General features: G+C 46.3%; 20 protein-coding genes. 8 read left to right on the forward strand and 12 right to left on the reverse strand.

Annotation, left to right across the window (positions count from 1 at the left end):
* Nucleotides 1-70: 70 nt before the first annotated feature.
* From AB5903_RS04590 to AB5903_RS04610, 5 genes are all read right to left on the reverse strand, one after another.
* The gene (locus tag AB5903_RS04590) at nucleotides 71-1,330 is read right to left on the reverse strand and encodes a GTP-binding protein (protein ID WP_118153918.1); all 1,260 of its coding nucleotides are present in this window, start codon (nucleotides 1,328-1,330) and stop codon (nucleotides 71-73) included.
* 15 nt (nucleotides 1,331-1,345) lie between these two features.
* A complete protein-coding gene (locus tag AB5903_RS04595) occupies nucleotides 1,346-2,314 on the reverse strand; it encodes an alpha/beta hydrolase (RefSeq protein WP_272710797.1) in 969 nt (322 codons plus the stop codon).
* 135 nt (nucleotides 2,315-2,449) lie between these two features.
* Nucleotides 2,450-3,787: an NADP-specific glutamate dehydrogenase gene (locus AB5903_RS04600; RefSeq protein ID WP_016661743.1), complete on the reverse strand. Its 1,338-nt coding sequence runs from the start codon at nucleotides 3,785-3,787 to the stop codon at nucleotides 2,450-2,452.
* A gap of 186 nt (nucleotides 3,788-3,973) precedes the next feature.
* Nucleotides 3,974-4,147, reverse strand: coding sequence for a hypothetical protein (locus AB5903_RS04605; protein WP_117901737.1), 174 nt, complete (start codon nucleotides 4,145-4,147; stop codon nucleotides 3,974-3,976).
* A complete protein-coding gene (locus AB5903_RS04610; RefSeq protein WP_005657033.1) occupies nucleotides 4,144-6,432 on the reverse strand; it encodes an NADP-dependent malic enzyme in 2,289 nt (762 codons plus the stop codon). The genes AB5903_RS04605 and AB5903_RS04610 overlap by 4 nt, the downstream gene beginning before the upstream one ends.
* A 174-nt stretch (nucleotides 6,433-6,606) precedes the next feature.
* On the opposite strand from AB5903_RS04610, the gene AB5903_RS04615 reads away from it, so the two are divergent.
* A complete protein-coding gene (locus AB5903_RS04615) occupies nucleotides 6,607-9,108 on the forward strand; it encodes a family 20 glycosylhydrolase (protein ID WP_005657031.1) in 2,502 nt (833 codons plus the stop codon).
* A gap of 84 nt (nucleotides 9,109-9,192) precedes the next feature.
* Here the strand turns inward: AB5903_RS04615 and AB5903_RS04620 are convergent, their stop codons facing one another.
* Complete coding sequence (locus tag AB5903_RS04620; protein ID WP_005657029.1) at nucleotides 9,193-10,473, reverse strand: O-acetylhomoserine aminocarboxypropyltransferase/cysteine synthase family protein; 1,281 nt, start codon at nucleotides 10,471-10,473, stop codon at nucleotides 9,193-9,195.
* Between the two features lie 140 nt (nucleotides 10,474-10,613).
* Between AB5903_RS04620 and AB5903_RS04625 the strand changes: the two genes are divergently transcribed.
* The gene (locus AB5903_RS04625; RefSeq protein WP_005657027.1) at nucleotides 10,614-11,657 is read left to right on the forward strand and encodes an N-acetylmuramoyl-L-alanine amidase; all 1,044 of its coding nucleotides are present in this window, start codon (nucleotides 10,614-10,616) and stop codon (nucleotides 11,655-11,657) included.
* Nucleotides 11,658-11,740: 83 nt separating this feature from the next.
* Here AB5903_RS04625 and AB5903_RS04630 read toward each other — a convergent pair whose 3' ends face one another.
* On the reverse strand, nucleotides 11,741-12,598 hold the full coding sequence (locus AB5903_RS04630) for a GyrI-like domain-containing protein (RefSeq protein WP_368117676.1): 858 nt from the start codon (nucleotides 12,596-12,598) through the stop codon (nucleotides 11,741-11,743).
* Nucleotides 12,599-12,809: 211 nt separating this feature from the next.
* Between AB5903_RS04630 and AB5903_RS04635 the strand changes: the two genes are divergently transcribed.
* On the forward strand, nucleotides 12,810-13,670 hold the full coding sequence (locus AB5903_RS04635; protein WP_005657025.1) for an urea transporter: 861 nt from the start codon (nucleotides 12,810-12,812) through the stop codon (nucleotides 13,668-13,670).
* A 22-nt stretch (nucleotides 13,671-13,692) separates the two neighbouring features.
* The gene (locus tag AB5903_RS04640; protein ID WP_005657024.1) at nucleotides 13,693-14,400 is read left to right on the forward strand and encodes a TIGR02757 family protein; all 708 of its coding nucleotides are present in this window, start codon (nucleotides 13,693-13,695) and stop codon (nucleotides 14,398-14,400) included.
* Between the two features lie 15 nt (nucleotides 14,401-14,415).
* Here AB5903_RS04640 and ung read toward each other — a convergent pair whose 3' ends face one another.
* Together ung and AB5903_RS04650 are read right to left on the reverse strand one after the other, a co-directional pair.
* A complete protein-coding gene (gene ung / locus AB5903_RS04645) occupies nucleotides 14,416-15,078 on the reverse strand; it encodes a uracil-DNA glycosylase (RefSeq protein WP_040316242.1) in 663 nt (220 codons plus the stop codon).
* Nucleotides 15,079-15,214: 136 nt separating this feature from the next.
* Nucleotides 15,215-15,532 (reverse strand): hypothetical protein, encoded by a 318-nt coding sequence (locus AB5903_RS04650; RefSeq protein WP_005657021.1) that lies wholly within the window; start codon nucleotides 15,530-15,532, stop codon nucleotides 15,215-15,217.
* Between the two features lie 262 nt (nucleotides 15,533-15,794).
* Here AB5903_RS04650 and AB5903_RS04655 point away from each other — a divergent pair, with 262 nt between their 5' ends.
* The 3 genes from AB5903_RS04655 to AB5903_RS04665 all read left to right on the forward strand — a co-directional run bounded on the left by AB5903_RS04655 (nucleotide 15,795) and on the right by AB5903_RS04665 (nucleotide 17,682).
* On the forward strand, nucleotides 15,795-16,070 hold the full coding sequence (locus tag AB5903_RS04655; protein WP_022104095.1) for a putative quinol monooxygenase: 276 nt from the start codon (nucleotides 15,795-15,797) through the stop codon (nucleotides 16,068-16,070).
* 76 nt (nucleotides 16,071-16,146) lie between these two features.
* Nucleotides 16,147-17,202: a peptide-methionine (R)-S-oxide reductase MsrB gene (msrB, locus tag AB5903_RS04660; protein WP_117739978.1), complete on the forward strand. Its 1,056-nt coding sequence runs from the start codon at nucleotides 16,147-16,149 to the stop codon at nucleotides 17,200-17,202.
* Between the two features lie 6 nt (nucleotides 17,203-17,208).
* Nucleotides 17,209-17,682, forward strand: coding sequence for a hypothetical protein (locus tag AB5903_RS04665; protein WP_005657017.1), 474 nt, complete (start codon nucleotides 17,209-17,211; stop codon nucleotides 17,680-17,682).
* Between the two features lie 95 nt (nucleotides 17,683-17,777).
* Here the strand turns inward: AB5903_RS04665 and AB5903_RS04670 are convergent, their stop codons facing one another.
* Nucleotides 17,778-19,196 carry a DUF6035 family protein gene (locus AB5903_RS04670; RefSeq protein WP_195657995.1) on the reverse strand — a complete coding sequence of 473 codons (1,419 nt, stop codon included), beginning with the start codon at nucleotides 19,194-19,196 and terminating at the stop codon, nucleotides 17,778-17,780.
* A gap of 270 nt (nucleotides 19,197-19,466) precedes the next feature.
* Nucleotides 19,467-19,904 carry a PepSY-like domain-containing protein gene (locus AB5903_RS04675; protein WP_195657994.1) on the reverse strand — a complete coding sequence of 146 codons (438 nt, stop codon included), beginning with the start codon at nucleotides 19,902-19,904 and terminating at the stop codon, nucleotides 19,467-19,469.
* 289 nt (nucleotides 19,905-20,193) lie between these two features.
* On the opposite strand from AB5903_RS04675, the gene AB5903_RS04680 reads away from it, so the two are divergent.
* Nucleotides 20,194-20,826 carry a hypothetical protein gene (locus tag AB5903_RS04680; RefSeq protein WP_117901742.1) on the forward strand — a complete coding sequence of 211 codons (633 nt, stop codon included), beginning with the start codon at nucleotides 20,194-20,196 and terminating at the stop codon, nucleotides 20,824-20,826.
* Between the two features lie 12 nt (nucleotides 20,827-20,838).
* On the opposite strand, the gene AB5903_RS04685 is transcribed toward AB5903_RS04680, so the two are convergent.
* Nucleotides 20,839-21,306, reverse strand: coding sequence for a hypothetical protein (locus AB5903_RS04685; protein ID WP_368117677.1), 468 nt, complete (start codon nucleotides 21,304-21,306; stop codon nucleotides 20,839-20,841).
* Between the last annotated feature and the right edge of the window lie 154 nt (nucleotides 21,307-21,460).

Raw genomic sequence — 21,460 nt, forward strand, 5'->3', positions numbered from 1 at the left:
TTTCCTTAAAGGGGAACGGGCGTTTCCTTAAGGGAAACATCCGTCTCCTCCGGTGGAAACGGAAATAGGCTTACTCAAGGCATGCGTCGAGGTCGCGTATAATCTGCTCTTTGTCCATGTGCTGGCCGATGAAGACTATCTTTTGCATGCGGTCTCCGTACTTTTCGTCCCAGTCGCGCATCAGTCCGGGTTCTTGACGCATCAGTTCAATCAGGTCTTCTTCGGGGGCCGTGGCATACCACAGCCCGGCTTCGGTCAGTTGTTTCTGAGTGCCTGCCTGTTCAAAAAGGTAGGACATGTCGCGGTTGTGGCTGAAATAGCATACGCCTTTGGCACGGATGATGTTGCGGCTCCATCTGGTGGCGATGAAATGGTCGAATTTGTGAATGTCGAATGCCGGACGGCGGTAGTAAACGAAAGTACCGATGCCGTATTCTTCCACTTCGCCCCCTTCGTGATGGTGATGATGATGGTGTCCGTGCTCTTCGTGGTGATGCTCGTGCTCTTCGTGGTGATGTTCATGTTCTTCATGATGATGCTCATGCCCTTCTTCGTGGTGATGATGTCCGTGCGCTTCTTTTTCTTCCTCTTCGGTGGCTGGTTTCTCTATCCCGCGAATCCATCCTGCCGAGGTAGCCACGCGTTCGAAGTCGAACAGGTCTGTATGGATAATCTTCTTTAAATCCACATCCGCGTAATTGCATTCGATGATTTCGGCTGCGGGTTGCAGGGTACGTATAATCTGCTTGATGCGTTCCAGCTCTTCGGGTTTTACTTCCGCTGCCTTGTTCAGAAGAATGATATTACAGAATTCAATCTGCTGGATGATAAGATTTTCAATGTCTTCCTCGTCAATCCCTTTTCGGGTGAGGTCGTTGCCGCAGGCGAACTCGTCTTGCAGGCGCAGGGCGTCCACTACGGTGGTGATGCAGTCCAGGCGGCAGATGCCGTATTGGGTGTACATGCCGCCCAGGCGGGGAATGGAGCAGATGGTCTGTGCGATAGGTTCGGGTTCGCAGATGCCGCTGGCTTCGATAACGATATAGTCGAAACGCTCCATCCGCATGATTTCGCCTATTTGCTCTATCAGGTCCGTTTTCAGCGTGCAGCAGATGCAGCCGTTTTGAAGCGCAACGAGGCTTTCGTCTTTCTTGCCCACGATGCCGCCCTTTTGGATGAGGTCTGCGTCAATGTTTACCTCGCCTATGTCATTGACGATAACTGCGAATCTGATGCCTTGTTTATTGGCGAGAATATGGTTTACTAACGTTGTTTTACCGCTGCCCAGATAACCGGTGAGGAGCAGTACGGGAATTTCTTTTGTTGTCATATCTGTTATTGGTTTTTATTTGCTGTTATTGACGAACCGTACGGTTGCATTCATCAACGCGGCATTGACGGGCAGTGAAGGATTATTGTACACTGCCATTTGTTGCTGCGGTGCGGTGCTCTCGCAATCTTTCAGCACATGGTTCATTTTGTCTATCAGAACGAGTTCTGCCTTGGAAGATGCTTTCTTCAGCAGCATTGCATCCTCTTCCTTTACCTGAATATCGTTTTTACCTTGAAGAATCAGCACGGGCATTTTCAGGGAAGCGATGACGGTCTGCGGATTGTATTTATACCAGGAGATGAGGTAGGGCTGTACGGAAGGCCGGAACAGCGCCTGCAGATAGGCAGGGACTTGCGCCACCTCTTTTCCGTTTCTTAACGAACGGTTGATGTCCGCCACTTCTTTCCGTATGGACTCCGGCATCATTTGGGCAGCCACTTGCTTTTCTATGATTTCGTATGCCGGACTGCCTGCGCCGGCAATGGAAATGAAACTCTTTACTTTGGGGCGGCTCTGGCAGGCAAGCATGCCGATGAGCGAGCCTTCGCTATGTCCGGCTACTGTGATGCCGGTGAAGCGTTTGTCTTTGGCAAGAAAGTCTATCCAGCCCGTCACATCGTTTACATAATCCTCGAAGCGGAGTTTGGACTCTTCTTTGCCTGCTGCGGCGCTGCCGGCTATGCCGCGTTTGTCGAAACGGAGCGAGGCGATACCTTTCTGTGCCAGTCCCTCGGCAAGGAATTTCAGCGAATTGTTTTTCATCATGGGATTGTTGCCGTCCATGTCGGTAGGGCCGGAACCGGCGATAAGCAGCACTACGGGACAGGTTGTGGCATTGGCAGGCAGGAGAAGTCTGCCTTTGATGTCACCGGTAGCGGTGCTTAATGTTACAGGACTTTCTTCGGATGTGAGAGGCTGCGCCTGGCAGTAAGGTTGGAGAAACAGGACGCAACTGAATAGAAGGAGAAGTAATCGTTTCATATCATTTACTTTTTGGTTTTTGGAAAACGGAAGTAAATGTAAACAATATTATCAGATAAAAAAAGAGGAAAGCATGTCAAAATTCGGATAAATCTTACATGCTTTCCTCTTATTATACCGTAACAATCATCCTGCTTACAGGATACCTTGTGACATCATTGCCTTGGCTACTTTCATAAATCCGGCAACGTTGGCGCCCTTTACGTAATTTACGTAACCGTCGGCTTCCGTTCCGTACTGCACGCAAGCCTCGTGGATGTTCTTCATGATGCTTTTCAGCTTTTCGTCCACTTCTTCGGCGCTCCAGCCCAGTTTAATGGAGTTCTGGGTCATTTCGAGGCCCGATACCGATACACCGCCGGCATTGGCTGCCTTGCCCGGAGCATACAGAATCTTGGCTTCCTGGAACACTTTGATAGCTTCGGGAGTAGAAGGCATGTTTGCACCTTCGGATACCGCCATTACACCGTTGGCGATAAGTTTCTTGGCATCGTCACCGTTGATTTCATTCTGAGTGGCAGAAGGCAGAGCGATATCTGCTTTTTCGCCCCAGGGACGTGCACCTTCCACATACTTAACGCCCGGATATTGTTCTGCATATTCGCGGATGCGTCCACGGTAGAGGTTCTTGAGTTCCATGATGTAATCCAGCTTTTCGCGGTCGATACCTGCGGGGTCGTATATGTAACCGTCGGAATCGGACATTGTCAGGACTTTGCCACCCATCTCCAGTACTTTCTCGGCAGTGTACTGAGCCACGTTGCCCGAACCGGAAATCAGGCAGGTCTTGCCCTTGAGGTCTGTACCTTTGGTTTTCAGCATTTCCAGCAAGAAGTAGATGTTGCCGTAACCCGTGGCTTCCGGACGAATCAGCGAACCGCCGAATTCGCGGCCTTTTCCCGTAAAGGTTCCGGTAAACTCGTGAGCCAGTTTCTTGTACATGCCGAACATGAAACCTACTTCGCGGCCGCCTACACCGATGTCACCGGCAGGAACGTCGGTCTCGGGACCGATGTGGCGCCACAGCTCCAGCATGAAAGCCTGAACGAAACGCATCACCTCTGCATTTGACTTGCCGCGCGGAGAGAAGTCCGAACCGCCCTTACCGCCACCCATAGGCAGGGTAGTCAGCGAGTTTTTGAAAGTCTGTTCGAAAGCAAGGAATTTCAGAATGGAGAGGTTCACGGAAGCGTGGAAACGGATACCGCCTTTGTACGGACCGATGGCGTTGTTGTGCTGTACACGGTAACCCATGTTGGTTTGTACGTTACCCTTGTCATCCACCCAAGTAACACGGAACTGGTAAACACGATCGGGGATGCAAAGACGTTCAATCAGATTGGCTTTGTCGAACTCCGGATGTTTGTTGTACTCTTCTTCAATGGTAGAAAGCACTTCTTCTACTGCCTGATGATACTCCGGTTCATTGGGGAACCGTCTTTTCAAATCTTCTAATACCTTAGCTGCATTCATAATCTATTTCTTTTATTGGGTTTGCATATTTATATTGTAAGGCGGTGATACGGTAGCGCCTTACCTCTTGTTGCGGTTGCAAAAGTAAATATAAAAATGATACAAGCAAACAATTTATAAATAAAATACGGGATAAAACAACAAAAATATTGTTTTATCCCGTAAAAATGAATAAAAAGATATTATTTATTTCCTTTTGAGCGCTTTTATTACAGGAATGAATACCAATGCTGCTGAAATGGCAAGTGTCAGGATAATTGGTCCGTCAATCCGTTCGGCGGTTGTCAGTACTATGTAGCAAAGCGCTGCCCAAAGAAGCGTGATGCAAACGATTTGAAATCTGGAAAATTGCCTTTTCATTTGCCTGCTTTCTTTTTGTCCACAATGGCGTCGATAACGGCTACTGCGGTAATGTTTACTATATCGCGCACGGAGCTTTCAAAATCGGTAAAATGGATAGGCTTGTTCAGTCCCATCTGTATCGGGCCGATGAGTTCGGAGTCCATATCCATCGACTGCAACAGTTTGTATGCGGAGTTGGCGGAACTCAGGTTCGGGAAGATAAGCGTATTCACATCCTTTCCTTTCAGGCGGGTAAACGGATACTTGGCATCGCGCAGTTCGCGGTTCATGGCAAAGTTCACCTGCATTTCGCCGTCGATGGCAAGGTCGGGATAGTTGCGCTGCATGTAATCCACGGCTTCGTGCACGCTTACCGGACTTCCTTCCTTGTCCGTACCGAAGTTGGAGTAGCTCAGCATGGCCATAACGGGAGTATGGTTGAAGAAGCGTACGGTATACTCCGACAGTTTGGCGATGTCTATCAGTGTTTCCGCATTGGGATGGCGGTTGATAAGCGTATCGGCAAGGAAGTACGTGCCTTTCTTCGAGTTGAGGATGTGCATTGTGCCGAAGTGCTTGAATTCCGGACGGATGCCGATTACTTCTTTGGCCACCTTGATGGTGTTGCTGTACTTGGTGTACAATCCGGTGATGAAAGCGTCGGCCTCACCGGTTTCCACCATCATCATGCCGAAGTAGTTGCGCTCGAACATCTTGTCGTTGGCCTCTTCGTAGGTGACGCCTTCGCGGGCGCGCTTTTCGGAAAGGATACGTGCGTAACGTTCGCGGCGTTCCGATTCGTTGGGATGGCGCAGGTTTACGATTTCAATGCCTTCGAGGCTGAGGTCGAGTTCTTTTGCCAGCTTCTCGATAGCTTCGTCATTGCCCAATATGATGGGATGGCAGATACCTTCGGCCTTGGCCTCAACGGCGGCTTTCAGCATATTGGGGTGAATGCCTTCGGCAAATACCACACGTTGCGGGTTGCGGCGGGCGGTGTCGTAGAGCTGGCGGGTGAGCTTGCTTTCATAGCCCATCAGCTCGCGCAGTTGCAGGCGGTAGGCATCCCAGTCTGCAATGTGCTTGCGGGCCACACCGCTGTCCATGGCGGCTTTTGCCACGGCGCAGGACACTTCGGTGATGAGGCGCGGGTCTACCGGTTTCGGGATGAAGTATTCCGGACCGAAAGTGAAGTTGTTCACATGGTAGGCTTCGTTCACCACGTCGGGTACGGGTTGTTTGGCAAGATTGGCGATGGCGTGTACGGCAGCAATCTTCATCTCTTCGTTGATGGCCTTTGCCTGCGTATCGAGTGCGCCGCGGAAGATATAGGGGAAGCCGATAACGTTGTTAATCTGGTTCGGATAGTCGGAACGGCCGGTAGACATCAGTACGTCCGGACGCGCTGCCATAGCGTCTTCGTAGGATATTTCCGGAGTAGGGTTGGCAAGGGCGAATACAATGGGGTGGTCGGCCATGCTGCGTACCATATCCTGCGTCAGTACATTGCCTTTGGAAAGGCCGAGGAATACGTCGGCGCCTTTGATGGCTTCGGCAAGGGTATGTACGTCGCGGCGGTCGGTTGCAAAGTAACGCTTCTGTTCGGTCAGGTTCTCGCGGTCGCTGGTGATGACGCCTTTGCTGTCCAGCATCAGGATGTTCTCGCGGCGTGCGCCGAGCGATTCGTACAGTTTGGTGCATGAGGTGGCGGAAGCGCCTGCGCCGTTCACTACGATTCTTACGTTTTCAATCTTCTTGCCTGCCACTTCCAGTGCGTTCAGCAGTCCGGCGCTGGAGATGATGGCCGTACCATGCTGGTCGTCGTGCATCACCGGAATATCAAGTTCTTCTTTCAGCCGGCGTTCTATTTCAAAACATTCGGGAGCCTTGATGTCTTCCAGGTTGATACCGCCGAACGTGGGGGCAATTGCCTTGACTGCTTCGATAAACTTGTCGGGGTCTTTCTCGTTCACTTCGATATCGAATACATCGATGCCGGCATAGATTTTGAACAGCAGCCCTTTTCCTTCCATAACGGGCTTTCCGCTGAGTGCGCCTATGTCGCCCAGACCGAGAACGGCGGTTCCGTTGGAGATTACAGCTACCAGATTGCCTTTGGCTGTATATTTATATGCGTCCTGCGGGTTCTTCTCGATTTCGAGGCACGGTTCTGCAACGCCCGGAGAATAAGCGAGTGAAAGGTCGGTTTGTGTACTGTAGGGCTTGGTGGGCACTACTTCAATTTTTCCCGGTTTGCCTTGCGAGTGATAGAGCAAGGCAGCTTCTTTGGTTATCTTAGCCATGGTAGATTAGTTAAATTTGTTATGATTTGGTCGCAAATTTAGAGATAAAAGTTCTAATTTGTAGTCTGTATCGGATAATTTCTATTAGAATTATCAGTAAATAAACTAAAAATGCTTATTTTTGGCAATAGATTTAAGTATTACCCCAAATTATTAACTTAACACAGTTGTTTTATGAAGATTTTTAAACTTCCTCTTGCAGGATTATTGTTTTGCACCGCGCCGTTGCTGGCAGGATGCGGAACGAGTGACAAACCCGAAGCTCCGGTTTCCCTGACCTGGGAAATGGGTACGGGTAATGCGGAACCCGGATACTATGAGAACTCCTTTGTTCTTAAAAACATCTCCGGCGCTCCTCTTCCCCGAAATTGGACAATCTATTATTCGCAACTTCCCCGCAATGTGAAGCAGATAGGGAATCCTGCCGTTAAGGTGGAACCGGTGAACGGAAACTTCTTTAAGATGTATCCGACGGAAAGCTTTACTCCGTTGGCTCCTGGTGATTCCATGCGTATCACTTTTCTGTGCTCTTACAAGATAGACCGGAATTCGCACGCGCCCGAAGGCACTTATTGGGTGGCTACGGCAGACGGTAAGGAAAGCAGTCCGCTTCCCGTAACGCTGAATACGCTTGCGTTACCCTCGCCGGAGTCACTGCCCGGCTATCCGGATGCAACTAAAATATACGAATCGAATCTTCGTTTGGAGAACGTATCGGCTTTGAAACAGTGGGATATATTGCCGTCGGTAAAGAAAGCGACGCCTGCCGAAGGCGCTGTTGTGCTGGATGGCAAGGTGGCTTTGGCGTATCCGGACGCGTATGCCGTTGAGGCAAGGTTGCTGAAAGAGAAGTTATCTGCTCTGTACGACTTGGAAGTAGTGGATAAAGCTCCCGTTACGATTGCTTTGGAAACCTTGACTGACAAGGCGAAAGCTGTGAACGATGAATACTATGATTTGGTTATAGACTGCGACCGGGTAAAGATTAGCGCCGCCACTCCGCACGGAGTTTTCAACGGTACGCAAACTTTGCTGGCGATGCTGAAAGGTAAAGAAGCGCCGTACCGGCTGGACGCTATGTCTGTGGAAGATTATCCCGACCTTCTGTATCGCGGGCAGATGATAGACATTGCCCGCAACTTCACTACCGTAGACAATTTGAAAAAGCTGGTGGACGTTTTCGCTTCTTACAAAATGAATGTGCTCCATTTCCATTTTTCGGATGATGAGGCATGGCGTCTGGAAATTCCGGGATTGGAAGAGCTGACCGCCGTGGGCAGCCGCCGCGGACATACCACCGACGAGAGCCGTTGTCTCTATCCGTGCTATGACGGCGGTTACGACCCGGATGCCGCAACCGTAGGCAACGGATATTACTCCCGTGAGGATTTTATCGGTCTGTTGCGCTATGCTGCCGAAAGACATATCCGCGTCATACCGGAAATAGAATCTCCCGGACATGCCCGTGCGGCTATCGTCTCCATGAAAGCGCGTTATAATAAGTATAAGGACACGGATGTGGAAAAGGCCGCCGAATATCTGCTGAGTGAGCCGGAAGATACTTCCCGCTACGCATCCGTGCAGTATTATACGGACAATGTGATAAATGTGGCCATGCCCTCTACTTATCGCTTTATGGAGAAAGTGATTCAGGAACTTGCGGCTATGTACAGGGAAGCCGGCGTACCGCTGGCTACGGTGCATCTTGGCGGCGATGAAGTGGCGCGTGGCGTATGGCTGGGTTCCCCAAAATGTCAGGCGTTGATGAAAGATAAAGGAATGACGAAACCGCATGACTTGGCAGAGCATTTCATCACGCAGATGGCAGACATTATGCAAAGGAACGGGCTGAAATTCAGCGGTTGGCAGGAAGTTGCTTTGGGGCATACCGAAGAGGCGCACCGGCAATTGCGGACTCAGGCGGCGGGCGTGTACTGCTGGAATACGGTTCCGGGATACGATGAGGTGGTGTATCAGATTGCCAATAACGGCTACCCGGTGATTCTCTGTAATGTGGGCAATTTCTATATGGATATGGCGTACAACGGGCATCCCGACGAGCGCGGGCTTGATTGGGGCGGTTATGTGGATGAGTCAGTCTCTTTCTCCATGCTTCCTTTCAGCATCTATCGTTCGTTGCGTACGGACGGTGCAGGCAATCCCGTCGATTTGGATGCAGCGGAAAAGGGAAAAACAGTTCTGACGGCAGAGGGGCGAAAGAATATCCTGGGTGTGCAAGGTCAGTTGTTTGCCGAAACAATCCGTAGCTTTAACGGTGTGGAATACCTTCTTTTCCCGAAAATCATGGGACTGGCAGAGCGTGGCTGGAATGCTTATCCGGCATGGGAAGAACTGCGGGGTGCACAGGAACAGCAAGCCTTCAACAAAGCATTGGCGTTGTATTATGAAAAAATCAGCGATATGGAAATGCCTTATTGGGCAAGGAACGGTATCAATTTCCGCCTGCCTCATCCGGGATTGTTGGTGAAGGACGGTAAGCTTTATGCCAACGTTGCCATTCGAGGTGCTGAAATACGTTACACAACGGATGGTTCGGAACCGGATGCCCAATCCGCTTTGTGGGAAGCGCCCGTGCCGTGCCATGCTCCGGTAGTGAAGGCAAAGACCTTCTGTCAGGGTAAGGAAAGCCTGCCGATAACATTGAAAACTGAATAATAATGAAACGCATCATCCGTTGAGGCTGAATGTATGATTGAACAGCCCTCGACAGATGATGCGTTTCACTTGAACAGATGATGCTTACGCGTTCAGCGCCTGTTCTATATCTGCGATGATATCATCCGCATTTTCAATACCCACCGAGAAACGGATGAGGTCGGGGCGGATACCGGCTTCCAACAGTTGCTCGTCAGAGAGCTGGCGGTGCGTATGGCTGGCAGGATGGAGCACGCAGGTACGTGCATCGGCAACGTGAGTTACGATAGCTGCCAGCTTCAACGAGTCCATAAATTTGATAGACACCTCGCGGCCGCCTTTCAGTCCGAAAGAGATAACGCCGCAGGAGCCGTTGGGCATGTACTTCTGTGCCAATGCGTAATACTTGTTGTCGGGCAGGCCGCAATAGTTCACCCATGCCACTTTGTCGTTTTTGGAAAGGTATTCGGCTACTTTTTGGGCATTGCCGCAGTGTTGCGGCATGCGCAGGTGCAGAGTTTCCAGACCGAGGTTCAGCAAGAACGCATTCTGCGGAGACTGGATGCTGCCGAGGTCGCGCATCAGTTGCGCCGTTGCTTTAGTGATGTAAGCCAGTTTGCCGAAAGCTTTTGTATAAGTCAGCCCGTGATACGATTCGTCCGGTGTGCAGAGACCGGGGAATTTGTCGGCATGTGCTTCCCAGTCGAAATTGCCGCTGTCTACAACTGCTCCGCCTACGCTGGTGGCGTGTCCGTCCATGTATTTGGTAGTGGAGTGGACTACTATATCGGCTCCCCATTCAAACGGGCGGCAGTTGATAGGAGTGGGGAAAGTATTGTCTACAATCAAAGGTACGCCGTGCTTGTGGGCGATACGGGCAAACTTTTCGATGTCGAGAACTTCCAGCGTAGGGTTGGAGATTGTTTCGCCGAACAGGGCTTTGGTGTTCGGACGGAAAGCGGCAGAGATTTCCTCTTCGGGCGCATCGGGGTTGACAAACGTTACATCGACACCCAGCTTTTTCATTGTCACGCCAAACAGGTTGAACGTTCCGCCATAGATAGTGGATGAGCATACGAAGTGGTCGCCTGCCTGGCAGATGTTGAAGATAGCATAAAAATTCGCTGCCTGTCCGCTCGATGTCAGCATGGCGGCTACACCGCCTTCGAGGGCGGCTATCTTGGCTGCAACGGCATCGTTCGTAGGATTTTGCAGACGGGTGTAGAAGTAACCGCTGTCTTCGAGGTCGAACAGACGCGCCATTTGCTCGCTGGTATCGTATTTGAAAGTTGTACTTTGATAAATGGGGAGTACGCGGGGTTCTCCCTTTTTAGGAGTCCACCCTGCCTGTACGCACAGTGTCTCCGGCTTGAATTGCTTTGCCATAATGCTATCTGTATTTAGAGTTTCTTTTCTTTAAAACACGTAAGTTGTCGCAAAAGTAGGGAAAAAAATATAATTTTGTGCGCGCGAATGGTAAAATGCTATAATTTAGCAGTTGAAAATCTGCTGCCGATACGAAATAAATGACGAATAACGGGAATATGAAACGTATATTTTGCTTGCTTGCTGTTCTCTTCTGTACTTTTCTTCTTTTGGATGTCTCTGCTCAGGGAGAATATGCCACACCCAAATCGGGCGAGGGTATTTCGTCTTTTCTGGAACGGAACAAACGTCCGGGAAAAGCCTACTATAATGAGTTTATGAAGCTGAACGAAAAACGTCTGCGTGGAAAAGAGGAACTGCGATTGGGTGTGAAATATGTGTTGCCGCCCTTGAAGAAAGGGACTTCTGCCTCCGTTTCGCCCAAAGCTGTTGCCGGTAAAAAGAGAGTGGTTCGCGAACGGCTGTTCGGGAAGAAGCTGGCCGATGTGCCAGTGACGTCCAACCGCTTGCAGGGTGCTTGCTTCTATGTGGTCAGCGGGCATGGCGGTCCCGATCCCGGAGCTATCGGAAAAATAGGAAAGGTGGAATTGCACGAGGATGAATATGCCTATGATGTTGCCTTGCGCCTTGCCCGTAACCTGATGCAGGAAGGGGCGGAAGTGCATATCATCATTCAGGATGCCAAAGACGGAATCCGCGACAGCCGCTACCTTTCCAACAGTAAGCGGGAAACGTGCATGGGCGATGCCATTCCGCTGAATCAGGTAGCCCGCCTGCAACAGCGTTGCACCAAAATCAATGAACTCTACCGGAAAGACCGTAGGAAGTATAAGTATTGCCGGGCTATATTCTTGCATGTGGACAGCCGCAGCAGGAGTGCGCAGACGGACGTATTCTTTTACCATGCTCCGAAAAGCGTGTCGGGAAAGAAACTGGCGGTTACCATGAAAGAAACTTTCGAATCGAAATATGACAAACATCAGCCCAATCGCGGATTTGAAGGGACTGTCAGTTCGCGTAACCTCTACGTGTTGCTGCAAGCCGCTCCGGTTTCGGTCTTCGTTGAACTGGGCAATATCCAGAATACGTTCGACCAGCGCCGTTTCGTTATCAGTTCCAACCGCCAGGCTCTGGCAAAGTGGATGACGGAAGGATTCATTGCGGACTATAAGCAGATGAAGTAGGGGTGTTTGTCTGTTTCATAAGGTATGGTTTCTCATTCCGGACATAATGAAGAATGACGAACCCATACCTTACATATTTTAATTTATTCTATCGGAATATAGATTTCTGTCAGTAACTCATCCGGTGCAGTATCAGCCGGATTATTCAGGTATCGTTCGGCACTGGCTTCCTCTCTGAATGTACATTCCATTTCAGGGATGTATTTTCCATAGATTGTGTCGTACACACTTTGCAGGTGTTCGTACGAACCCTTATACAGGAATATGGCATAGCGTCCTGCCGGAAGTTGCTTGAAGCCGATATTGCCTTTCGGAGTTACGGCGGCAGGCATAACCATACATACATCGGTACGCAGTTTCTCTATCGGGGTCACTTTAGGGTCGTCATGAAAAATACAGTAAGGCATCACTTCTCCCATTGGCAGCTTTTCCTCTTGGACAAATTGTTGAAGGCGCATCCACGTGCCGCAATAATCATTTAGTTTATAGTCTCCGAACAATCGGATATAAATCACATTTCGGACCGGAAGTTCTTTGATTTCCCGTTTCAGTTTGAGTTCCGGACGGATAATAGCTGGTTTCATAATTACAAAGTTTTTATTGTTACGATATTCTAAAGGTGAAATACCGTAGAACTGCTTGAACACTTTAGACAATGACGAGGAAGACGAATAACCGATGCGATAAGCAATGTCGGCTATCGGCAAATCGGTGTAGCGTAATAACCGTGCTGCCGTTTCAGTACGTGTCCGGACGATAAACGTACCTATGGGTTCGCCCAAAAAAGCTTTCATGATGCGGTGGAAGTAGAACGGAGAGAAATGGGAAATCTTGGCCAGCGATTTCAGGTCGATTTCTTCTCCGAGGTGGAGATTGATATAATCCACCACTGCATTCACACACTTCTGATACTCTTCCCGGGTTGTCTTTTTGGTTTCCATATATTCTATCGGTTTGTTCACGATGCAAAAATAAGGGGAAAAAGGGATAGGGGACTTGTCCGATGTTGCTATAAATGTGGTTTGCCGCATATTTATTGGACATTTGTTGGACGGAAGTTCGTTAATAATCATTGTTTGTTTAATCTGAAAAGACAAAACATATGTAATTTTGCAGCGGATTATATTATATAAATAGCTTTTGAAAGAGTATATGAAAGAAGCATTTCTTACTTTAGGGCGTGGTGTAGGCCAGGTGATGTTTCAGAACAATGCGCTGTCGGGGGTATTGATGCTGGCAGGTATCCTTCTGAATTCCTGGCAAATGGCCTTGCTGGCGATTGTGGGTAATGTTGTAAGTACACTAACGGCTTGTCTTTCCGGTTACAGTCGCGAAGATATAAGGAACGGGCTTTACGGGTTTAACGGTACTTTGGTGGGAATAGCGATCGGAGTATTTATGCCGGTTTCCGTAGCTTCTTTCTCATTGTTGGTTGCAGGTGCGTGCTTATCCGCTTGGATAGCCCGTCTTTTCAGCTTGCAGCGGCGGGTGCCGGGATTTACCGCTCCTTTCATCCTTTCGGTGTGGATATTGTTGGCTGCTTGCAGAGGGATGATGCCGTCTTTGCTATTGCCTTCCGGGAATGCAGTGACAGCCCAGTCACTCTCTTTTTTGCAGGCTTTTTGTCTGAACATCGGTCAGGTGATGTTTCAGGGGAATACAGTATTGGCAGGAGTGCTCTTCCTGTTGGGTATCATGGTTAATTCCCGTATCAATGGCTTTTATGCTGCATTGGGAGCGGGGCTTTCCATTCCGTTCGCTCTGCTGTTGGGAGTGGATGATGCTGTTTTGAATGCCGGATTGATGGGATATAACGGAGTGTTGTGCGCCATTGCTTTGGGAGATAAAACATGGAAAGGCGGCGCGTGGGCCACAGTGGCTGTATTGCTGTCCGTCTTACTCCAGATAGGCGGTATGAAGTGGGGAATAACAACCCTCACCGCACCGTTCGTTGTTGCTGTATGGATAGTGGCAGGGTGCAGGGCCGGATGGAAAAATAGAAATAGAAACTGAAAATTGCTGAATATTACAAAGTATGACCGAGAAAACCCGATTGCAGCTCTTGGCGTGGGCAAGAGAATATCATTGTGCAGCCTTTATACAAGGTGATCCTGTTCAGTTTCCGCATCGGTATACGCAGAAACAGGATATTGAGGTTAGCGGCTTGCTCACAGCTATAATGAGTTTTGGCAACCGCAGGCAGATATTAAAGAAAGCGGACGGACTGCATGGCTTAATGGGAGCTTCACCCTACCGGTATGTCTTGTCCTGCAGGTGGAAAGAAGATTTCCTGCCTACAGATAGGAGTAGCTTTTACCGTATGCTTTCCCATGCGGATTTTTATACTTACTTTGCCCGGCTGCACGCTGCCTATACCCGTTTTGATAGTTTGGAAGATGCCTTGTCGGTTTATCCGGGTACACCGATGGAGAAGCTGTGCGCATTTCTGGAAGTTTCAGTCAAGAGCCCTCAAAAGAAACTGAATATGTTTCTGCGGTGGATGATACGGAAAGAGTCGGAAGTGGATTTCGGCATTTGGAAGAGCTTTGACCGTCGCGATTTGCTGATTCCTTTGGATACGCACGTTTGCAGGGTGGCTTATCTTTTGGGGCTTACCGATACGGAAACATTCTCTCTGAAGAATGCGCGGAACATAACCGAGGCTTTGGCGGAAGTCTTTCCGGACGACCCCTGTTTGGGAGATTTCGCATTGTTCGGCAGCGGGGTAAACGGGGTGCTGTAAGATTGGGCTTTGGTCTTACCAGTCTATCTCCTCAATGCCTTTGCTCCGTAAATAATCGTTGGCCTTGCTGAAGTGCCTGCAACCGAAGAAACCGTATTCGGCGGAACGGGGTGAAGGATGGACGGTTGTCAGAATAAAATGCTTGCTGCTGTCTATCAAGGCTGCCTTTTCTTTGGCATAAGCTCCCCAAAGCATGAATACGAGATGTTCTCGTTCATCACTTAATTTCTTGATTACCGCATCTGTGAAAGTTTCCCAGCCCATGTTGCGGTGCGAACCGGTTTCGTGGGCGCGTACCGTAAGGACAGAGTTCATGGAGAATACTCCCTGAGCCACCCAGCGGTCCAGATTGCCGGAAGTAGGAATCGGTTTGCCCAAGTCTCGATGTATCTCCTTGAATATATTGGCGAGTGATCCCGGTATGGCTACTCCTTCCGGTACGGAAAAGCATATCCCGTAATATTGTCCGGGGTTGGGGTAGGGATCTTGTCCTAAGATAACCACTTTTACTTTTTCAAAAGGGCATGAGTTGAAAACATGAAAGATAAGGTGTCCCGGCGGCAGCACGTTGGCACGTCCGTATTCGCTTTTCACAAATGATACCAATCTTTCAAAGTAGGGCTTGTCGAATTCTTCTTGTAAACGTTGCCGCCAGCTCTCTTCTATCTTGACTTTCATAGGATACTGCATCTAAATACGATGCAACAAATGTACAAATAATCTCTGTGGGTACGTATGTGTTTTGCGGATAAAAAAATTCCGATTCGTTACGAACCGGAATTTTTTCTTTAATGAGATTTACATTTAGAAAAGACTATTCTTTGACAATTTCGCCTTTTTCGTTTAAAAGCGTTTCCGCTTCCTGACCGTCTTGGGTGACGATGATGATTTTGTAGAGTGTGGTCTCTTCCGTTTCTTTTACGTAGGCTTCTTTTACAGATGCACCTTCATAATCTTTGGCTAATGTCTGCATAACAGCCTGTGGCAATTCTGTCGGGTCGATTTTCACAAATTCGTCTTGCGGAACTTGTGCTTCTGCCACGATTGCTGATGAGTTGTTTACTTCCTGTGCGAATACTACAGAACTTCCTGTTCCTAAAACCATTACTAATGCTGCTAATACCTTTTTCATAACTTTCTGATTTTTAGTGAATATTTGGGGTTATCATCTCTAACACTTATCATAGGACAAATAGAATGCCAAACTGTATTGGCTGTTGGTATATGATTGATTTACAGGATAATTATGCGAAGTTGTCCCGAAAAGTCCAATGTAGAAATATGTAGAGTGTTGTAGAAACGGGTAACACATTTGAGGAATAATTACACAGAATCTTAACGGACTTCTTATTTATTCTATATAAATTTGCGCCATACTTAAAATAGATATGAATATGCTTAGACTGAATGTTTTTATTCAAGTGAGTGCGGATAACCGTGCTGCTGTGATGGAAGCTGCAAAAGAACTGGTAGCTTGTTCCCTGAAGGATAACGGTTGCATTGCTTATGACATTTTTGAAAGTGCAACCCGTGAAGATGTCCTTATGATTTGCGAAACATGGAAAGATGAGGAGTCTTTGGCTGCACACGAAAAGGCGGCGCATTTTGTGACTTTGGTTCCTAAAATACAAAGCCTTGCTTCTATGAAACTGGAGAAATTCAGCTTCTGATAATAAACAATATTATTTGAAAAAGTCAACCATTGCGTTGACTTTTTTGTTTTTTACTTCATATATGGTAAATGGTATGAAGCAAATAATCTTTATTTTTGTAATGCTAATAAGTTGTCTGTCCTGTGTCGGTAAATCGACCGGTCAGGCGGAAAGGAGAAACGATATGAAGTCAATGAAAGAAATTTATCTGGCAGGCGGATGTTTCTGGGGAACCGAACATTTCCTGAAGCAAATAGAAGGTGTAGAAGTTACCCAAGTGGGATATGCAAACGGAAATATAGCCAATCCTACCTATCAGCAAGTCTGTACAGGTACTACGGACTTTGCCGAAACCGTAAAAGTACAGTATGATTCTGATAAGGTGACCTTGCCTTTTCTTATCGACCTTTATTTCAAGACAATTGACCCTACCAGTCTGAACCGTCAGGGAAATGACCGTGGTACTCAGTATCGCACAGGCATTTATTATACCGATGCAGCCGATCTGCCTGTTATCCGTGAAACCGTTAGCCGTCTGGCTGCCAACTACACCCGCCCGCTGGAAGTGGAAATTGAGCCGTTGAAGAATTTTTATCCGGCAGAAGAGTATCATCAAGATTATCTGGATAAAAATCCGGGCGGCTACTGTCATATCAATCCTGCGCTATTCGACCTGGCACGTAAAGCAAAGATGAAGAAACCGGTGGCGGCTTACAGTAAGCCCGATGATGCAACATTGCGTTCGCAACTCACCGCAGAACAGTATGCCGTTACCCAGAAAAATGCCACCGAACCGCCTTTCCGTAATGCCTACTGGGATGAACACCGTCCGGGCATCTATGTGGATATTACTACGGGTGAGCCTTTGTTCGTCTCTACCGATAAGTTCGATTCCGGTTGCGGATGGCCCAGTTTCTCCAAGCCGATTGACCGCAAGCTGATTCAGGAGAAAGCAGATACTACTCACGGAATGGTACGTACGGAAGTCCGTAGCAAAACAGGTGATGCCCATTTGGGACATGTCTTTACAGATGGTCCTGCCGATAAAGGCGGATTGCGTTATTGCATCAACAGCGCCTCTTTGCGCTTTATCCCTAAAGAGAAGATGCAGGCAGAAGGATATGGTGAATATTTAGAACTGGTAAAATAACACACAATGGACATATTATTAATAAGTAATAAGGATGCGTGCCGCAGCCGTATCGCACAAGAACTCCTGCACACATTTGGCAGAGGAATGAATATTTCTACGGCAGGAGTTATGGAAGGAAATTGCGTTCCCGATGTCGTATGCGATGTGATGGAGCAAAACGGTTACGGCATATCGCGTAAAAAGCCTTCCGGTGTCGGAGCATATGCGCATCGGTCATGGGACTATGTTGTTACCCTGTGTAAAGAAGCTGAGGAAGAACTGAGCTTCCTCACCCTCAATGCCAAACGGCAGGTGCATTTTAACTTTGAAGACCCTTTTAAAAATCGTTTTCAAAGCGAGAGTGAACAGGAACAACAAATAGAAACCCTCTATGAAACAATGTATCGGCAACTGTACGAGTTCTATCGCGATGAGTTGAGCGAGCAACTATTGCCCCGTTGTACGTGCGGTGCAAATACTTATTGCCGTTGCGAATAGTAGATTGCTTACGCTATTCAATCTTTGTCCGAATATCATGTTCTTCCGGGATTCTTCTTTTTTTAGTAAAGGGGAGCGGTATTTATAAGTATGATTTAATTATAAATATCCGGATATAAAATAGTCAATGCCTTATAAAGGTTTGTCTCTTTTACAATAGTCTCCTCTTTATTATCAAGTTTGATTCCCGGTTCTTTCTGGCATAGATACGTTCTCATGCTTTGGCCTTCTTTTGTATGGAAATTATCTAAAGCCATATCAATGTATCCCCAATAATTATTTAAGGGATGATTGGATGCACTGCGTATACTGTTTATACGTGATTTCCAATTAGGATGATTGGTAAAAGTAATGCGGTTGTTCCTAATGTCTTCAATCAGGCACACTGCCTGGATAATACTACTAGTTAATATTTCTTTTAAATCGATGTTTAGTGTATTGTCGAATAGTTTGTCTAAACAATAAAGCCTCATTTTCGTAGTATTTGTCAGGCTATTGTCTTTTTGCCAATCTTCCGTTTTTTTGTGCCTGTATCCTAACTCCCATAATAGAAGTAGAAACTCCGGATGATATATTCTTCCTACTTCCAGCCCTGTTTGTAACTTGTGAAGTGTATTGGGGGCGTGTATGGCATCTCTAATTTCATTAGCTTCCTCTTTTATCAGTAGGTTGAGTATGGAAGAAGAGTGTTTGTGATCAGCGAGGTAAAACAATGCCTCAAGGAATTCTTCGTGGGGAAATGTATGCCATAGTGTATTGATTTTCTCTTCAGCAGTAGCACCGGCTATGTGATGATATCCCCAAACCGGACGTTCTTTCTCTATACTTATGCTTAATGTTTCCAACATATCTGACAGTTCGGTTTTATGAAAGAGGGAGATGGCCGTTTGGTAAGGGTCGGGCTGTTCGTCTTCTAAGAAACGGACAGCCGGTACTTGCAATTGAGGATAGAGCAGCTTTAATATTTTGTATTCTTTAGGTTTCTTCCATGCTATGATTTCATTTTTATCTAATTTGTTGTGTTTTCTTAGGAATGACTCTGCTTTGTAAACCTCTTCCCATTTACCGCTTTGTTTGAGTGCTGCCTCACAAAATATCCAATGATTTTTGTAATGGGTTATTGCGTTATTAGCGATACATACCCATACATTGGTTTGAAAACTGAAATACTCGGGTTTGTTGGAAAGTAATGCTTCAATCGTATAAATTGTTCCTGAAAGGTCCACTCCGGAAGTAATTAGAGTTGTTATTAGTTCAGCTTGCCCTTCCTGATACAATTTGAATGCTAACCTGGAGAAAGTAGCATAATATTTATAGGTGTCGGTGGGGAACTGCTCTTTCATGATTTTTCTATCTTCATAAGTAATTTGATAACCACATTCGAGCAATTTTATTAAGTCCTGGACACTGTAAGGGTAGTTGTTTATGAATTCTTGGATTATGCTGTGTCCGTTTTTCTTTTCACAAGGCAGCTCCGACTGGAATATGTTTTTATTGTTAGTTGAATTATCCATCGTTTATATAATTTGAATTTGCTGTTTAATGAGTGTAAAAGTATAAAAATAAAGCGTTTATATTCTTTATTGCGGCATTTATTTTTCATGATGTACGGAATGTTTGGAGAGCAGATATTAAATAATGTGTTATTTGCTCTCAAAAGAGCTGATAATCTGCCGACTGATATATATGGGGCTTTTAAACAAAAACAGTTGTTCGGAGTTTACTCGAACAACTGTTTTTGTACTCTTGTATTTTAATCCCTCATGTTTTGAGGGCAGGCATTGTCAATCGTCGATATCGATTACTCTCATTTGAGAGTCGAATGTAATTTCCCAACGATTGGACAATTTTATCTCATATTCATTATGATCGAATTCTATTTCGAGAATTCTTGCATCCGGATAGTTGGTCTTTACATAATTACGGATTGCTTCCGGTACAACTTGTGCGGGAACTTCACTTTGTCTGCACCGCACTTCCTTCCACTCTCCCGCTTTATCGAATTCTACTTTTTCTCCATTTGTAAAGACTACATCATAACTTTTGTAGAATACTCCCGATTCCATTTTGGCTAATGTCACTTTATGGTTTTTGAAATAAGTCTTGATAAATGTCTGCGCTTTTGTCGGTAACTGGTTTACCTGTATCGGTTTATCGTTATCTGCCATTACCATTGTGTGCACTGCAAACATACAAACTAACATCATAATAAACTTTTTCATACTTCTTTATTTTTAATGATTAATACTTTATTTGTTTTCGTATTGCAAAGATGGGAAAGGAATCTGGGAAGAATTGGGAAAAACAGAAAAAAGTCTGATTTTTTATTTGGGTGTTTGTTTTGTGCTTTTGTAATCAAGAATGCTTATTCTTTATTTGTAAATATTTGTTTGAAATAAATATTACTTTATTTTTGCAGGTGGTTTATTGCGAGCCACATCTGTACCGAGATAATGAAGCTCCCTGAAACACCTTCATAGATGATGAATAATGATATAGAAGCAGTTTGTTATGACAATGAAAATATTAAATAGGTTTATAGATGACTGTGTGAATGTTTTTCAATATCGGTTCATGGACACCTTTCAATACTTTAAAGAAAGGAACAAGAATAAATATTTGGGAGACAGGTTTGAAGAGTGGGTTGTGAAAAATTCTAATATCAGTAAAGATGGATGTTCCGACTTGGATACAGGAAAAATATTCTGGCGGCTTCTGGATTGGCGAGGTGATAAATATGTTGAGGGATACCGGCCTCTGTCTTCTTCATCTCCGGATTTGTTATTGGAATGTGCTGTAGATAGGAGCAGGATTTATAAGGTCGGAGAGATAATAGCCGTAGAATGTAAATGGAGAAGTAAAGTTGGATTTTATCTTGACAGGAAGGATATTGAGAAGTACGAGGTATATATGAATATTAACCAACTGAACCGTCCGATAAAAAGTCTGTTTTACGTTTTTGGCTTTGGATGGGTTAATGGTGCTCCGGAGCACGTTTATGTGGTTCCTGCACGGGAATTATACGATTATAACAAGGACACCGGTCAGGTAACGTTTCCTGCCAAAGAAGGTGAAAGCGAGAAGCTGGAACGGTTGAAGCGTTTTAAAAAGAAGGATAATAGATGTTTGATGTATATAGAGTAACCTTTATTTAATTTATTTCCTGCTATTCTCTTCCATGACACTCAATGCAAATTTTATGATGAAGAGGAGCACCACTCCTATTACAGCATACATCGACAATATGAATAAGGAAAACATTACCGGGAAATAGATTACACATACCGATAGAAGACGTTTACCGCTCTGCCGTAGCGCGGTAACGAACTGGATGAATTGAATGACAATCATAATAACGGCATATACCAGTGAAAGTGCCGTCATAAAGTGCCAGAAGCCGAAGTCGAAACATAACGCTCCCCATATATTATTCTTGGGAAACATATCCAGCGGACTGCTGAATGGGATTTTGATAATCATCACTACCAATGGAACAAGAATAGCGTATAAGGAATAGCTTAAATCCATAGGCACTGCTTTACGTCCTATCCAGGACAGCACATTCTTGAACAATATAAACTCTTGATATACGACAAACATGCTTCCCAGAAGTATCAGCGCCATATTTCCCAGATTATTTTCTACTAATTGAAGCGATGATAGCATCCCTGCTCGTGAGTGGATCATCCAGGCGAAAATACGGCTCAGCGGAAATATCTGGTTGGTAAGTTTTAAAATTAGCTATCTTTGCTTACCTTTGTTTTATGAAACCCGCACA

Source organism: Bacteroides sp. 2201st1_D9_2201SCRN_220225, from assembly GCF_040928965.1.
Taxonomy (GTDB): Bacteria; Bacteroidota; Bacteroidia; order Bacteroidales; family Bacteroidaceae; genus Bacteroides; species Bacteroides stercoris.

Excerpts from the sequence above, each read along its gene's own strand:
- AB5903_RS04680 (WP_117901742.1), top strand. The coding sequence starts at position 20,194 with ATGACAATGAAAATATTAAATAGGTTTATAGATGACTGTGTGAATGTT.
- AB5903_RS04640 (WP_005657024.1), top strand. The coding sequence starts at position 13,693 with ATGACCGAGAAAACCCGATTGCAGCTCTTGGCGTGGGCAAGAGAATAT.
- AB5903_RS04675 (WP_195657994.1), bottom strand. The coding sequence starts at position 19,904 with ATGAAAAAGTTTATTATGATGTTAGTTTGTATGTTTGCAGTGCACACA.
- AB5903_RS04670 (WP_195657995.1), bottom strand. The coding sequence starts at position 19,196 with ATGGATAATTCAACTAACAATAAAAACATATTCCAGTCGGAGCTGCCT.
- AB5903_RS04590 (WP_118153918.1), bottom strand. The coding sequence starts at position 1,330 with ATGACAACAAAAGAAATTCCCGTACTGCTCCTCACCGGTTATCTGGGC.
- AB5903_RS04605 (WP_117901737.1), bottom strand. The coding sequence starts at position 4,147 with ATGAAAAGGCAATTTTCCAGATTTCAAATCGTTTGCATCACGCTTCTT.
- AB5903_RS04685 (WP_368117677.1), bottom strand. The coding sequence starts at position 21,306 with ATGGCGCTGATACTTCTGGGAAGCATGTTTGTCGTATATCAAGAGTTT.
- AB5903_RS04635 (WP_005657025.1), top strand. The coding sequence starts at position 12,810 with ATGAAAGAAGCATTTCTTACTTTAGGGCGTGGTGTAGGCCAGGTGATG.
- AB5903_RS04620 (WP_005657029.1), bottom strand. The coding sequence starts at position 10,473 with ATGGCAAAGCAATTCAAGCCGGAGACACTGTGCGTACAGGCAGGGTGG.
- AB5903_RS04625 (WP_005657027.1), top strand. The coding sequence starts at position 10,614 with ATGACGAATAACGGGAATATGAAACGTATATTTTGCTTGCTTGCTGTT.
- AB5903_RS04665 (WP_005657017.1), top strand. The coding sequence starts at position 17,209 with ATGGACATATTATTAATAAGTAATAAGGATGCGTGCCGCAGCCGTATC.
- AB5903_RS04655 (WP_022104095.1), top strand. The coding sequence starts at position 15,795 with ATGCTTAGACTGAATGTTTTTATTCAAGTGAGTGCGGATAACCGTGCT.
- AB5903_RS04595 (WP_272710797.1), bottom strand. The coding sequence starts at position 2,314 with ATGAAACGATTACTTCTCCTTCTATTCAGTTGCGTCCTGTTTCTCCAA.
- AB5903_RS04610 (WP_005657033.1), bottom strand. The coding sequence starts at position 6,432 with ATGGCTAAGATAACCAAAGAAGCTGCCTTGCTCTATCACTCGCAAGGC.
- AB5903_RS04630 (WP_368117676.1), bottom strand. The coding sequence starts at position 12,598 with ATGGAAACCAAAAAGACAACCCGGGAAGAGTATCAGAAGTGTGTGAAT.
- msrB (WP_117739978.1), top strand. The coding sequence starts at position 16,147 with ATGAAGCAAATAATCTTTATTTTTGTAATGCTAATAAGTTGTCTGTCC.
- ung (WP_040316242.1), bottom strand. The coding sequence starts at position 15,078 with ATGAAAGTCAAGATAGAAGAGAGCTGGCGGCAACGTTTACAAGAAGAA.
- AB5903_RS04600 (WP_016661743.1), bottom strand. The coding sequence starts at position 3,787 with ATGAATGCAGCTAAGGTATTAGAAGATTTGAAAAGACGGTTCCCCAAT.
- AB5903_RS04615 (WP_005657031.1), top strand. The coding sequence starts at position 6,607 with ATGAAGATTTTTAAACTTCCTCTTGCAGGATTATTGTTTTGCACCGCG.
- AB5903_RS04650 (WP_005657021.1), bottom strand. The coding sequence starts at position 15,532 with ATGAAAAAGGTATTAGCAGCATTAGTAATGGTTTTAGGAACAGGAAGT.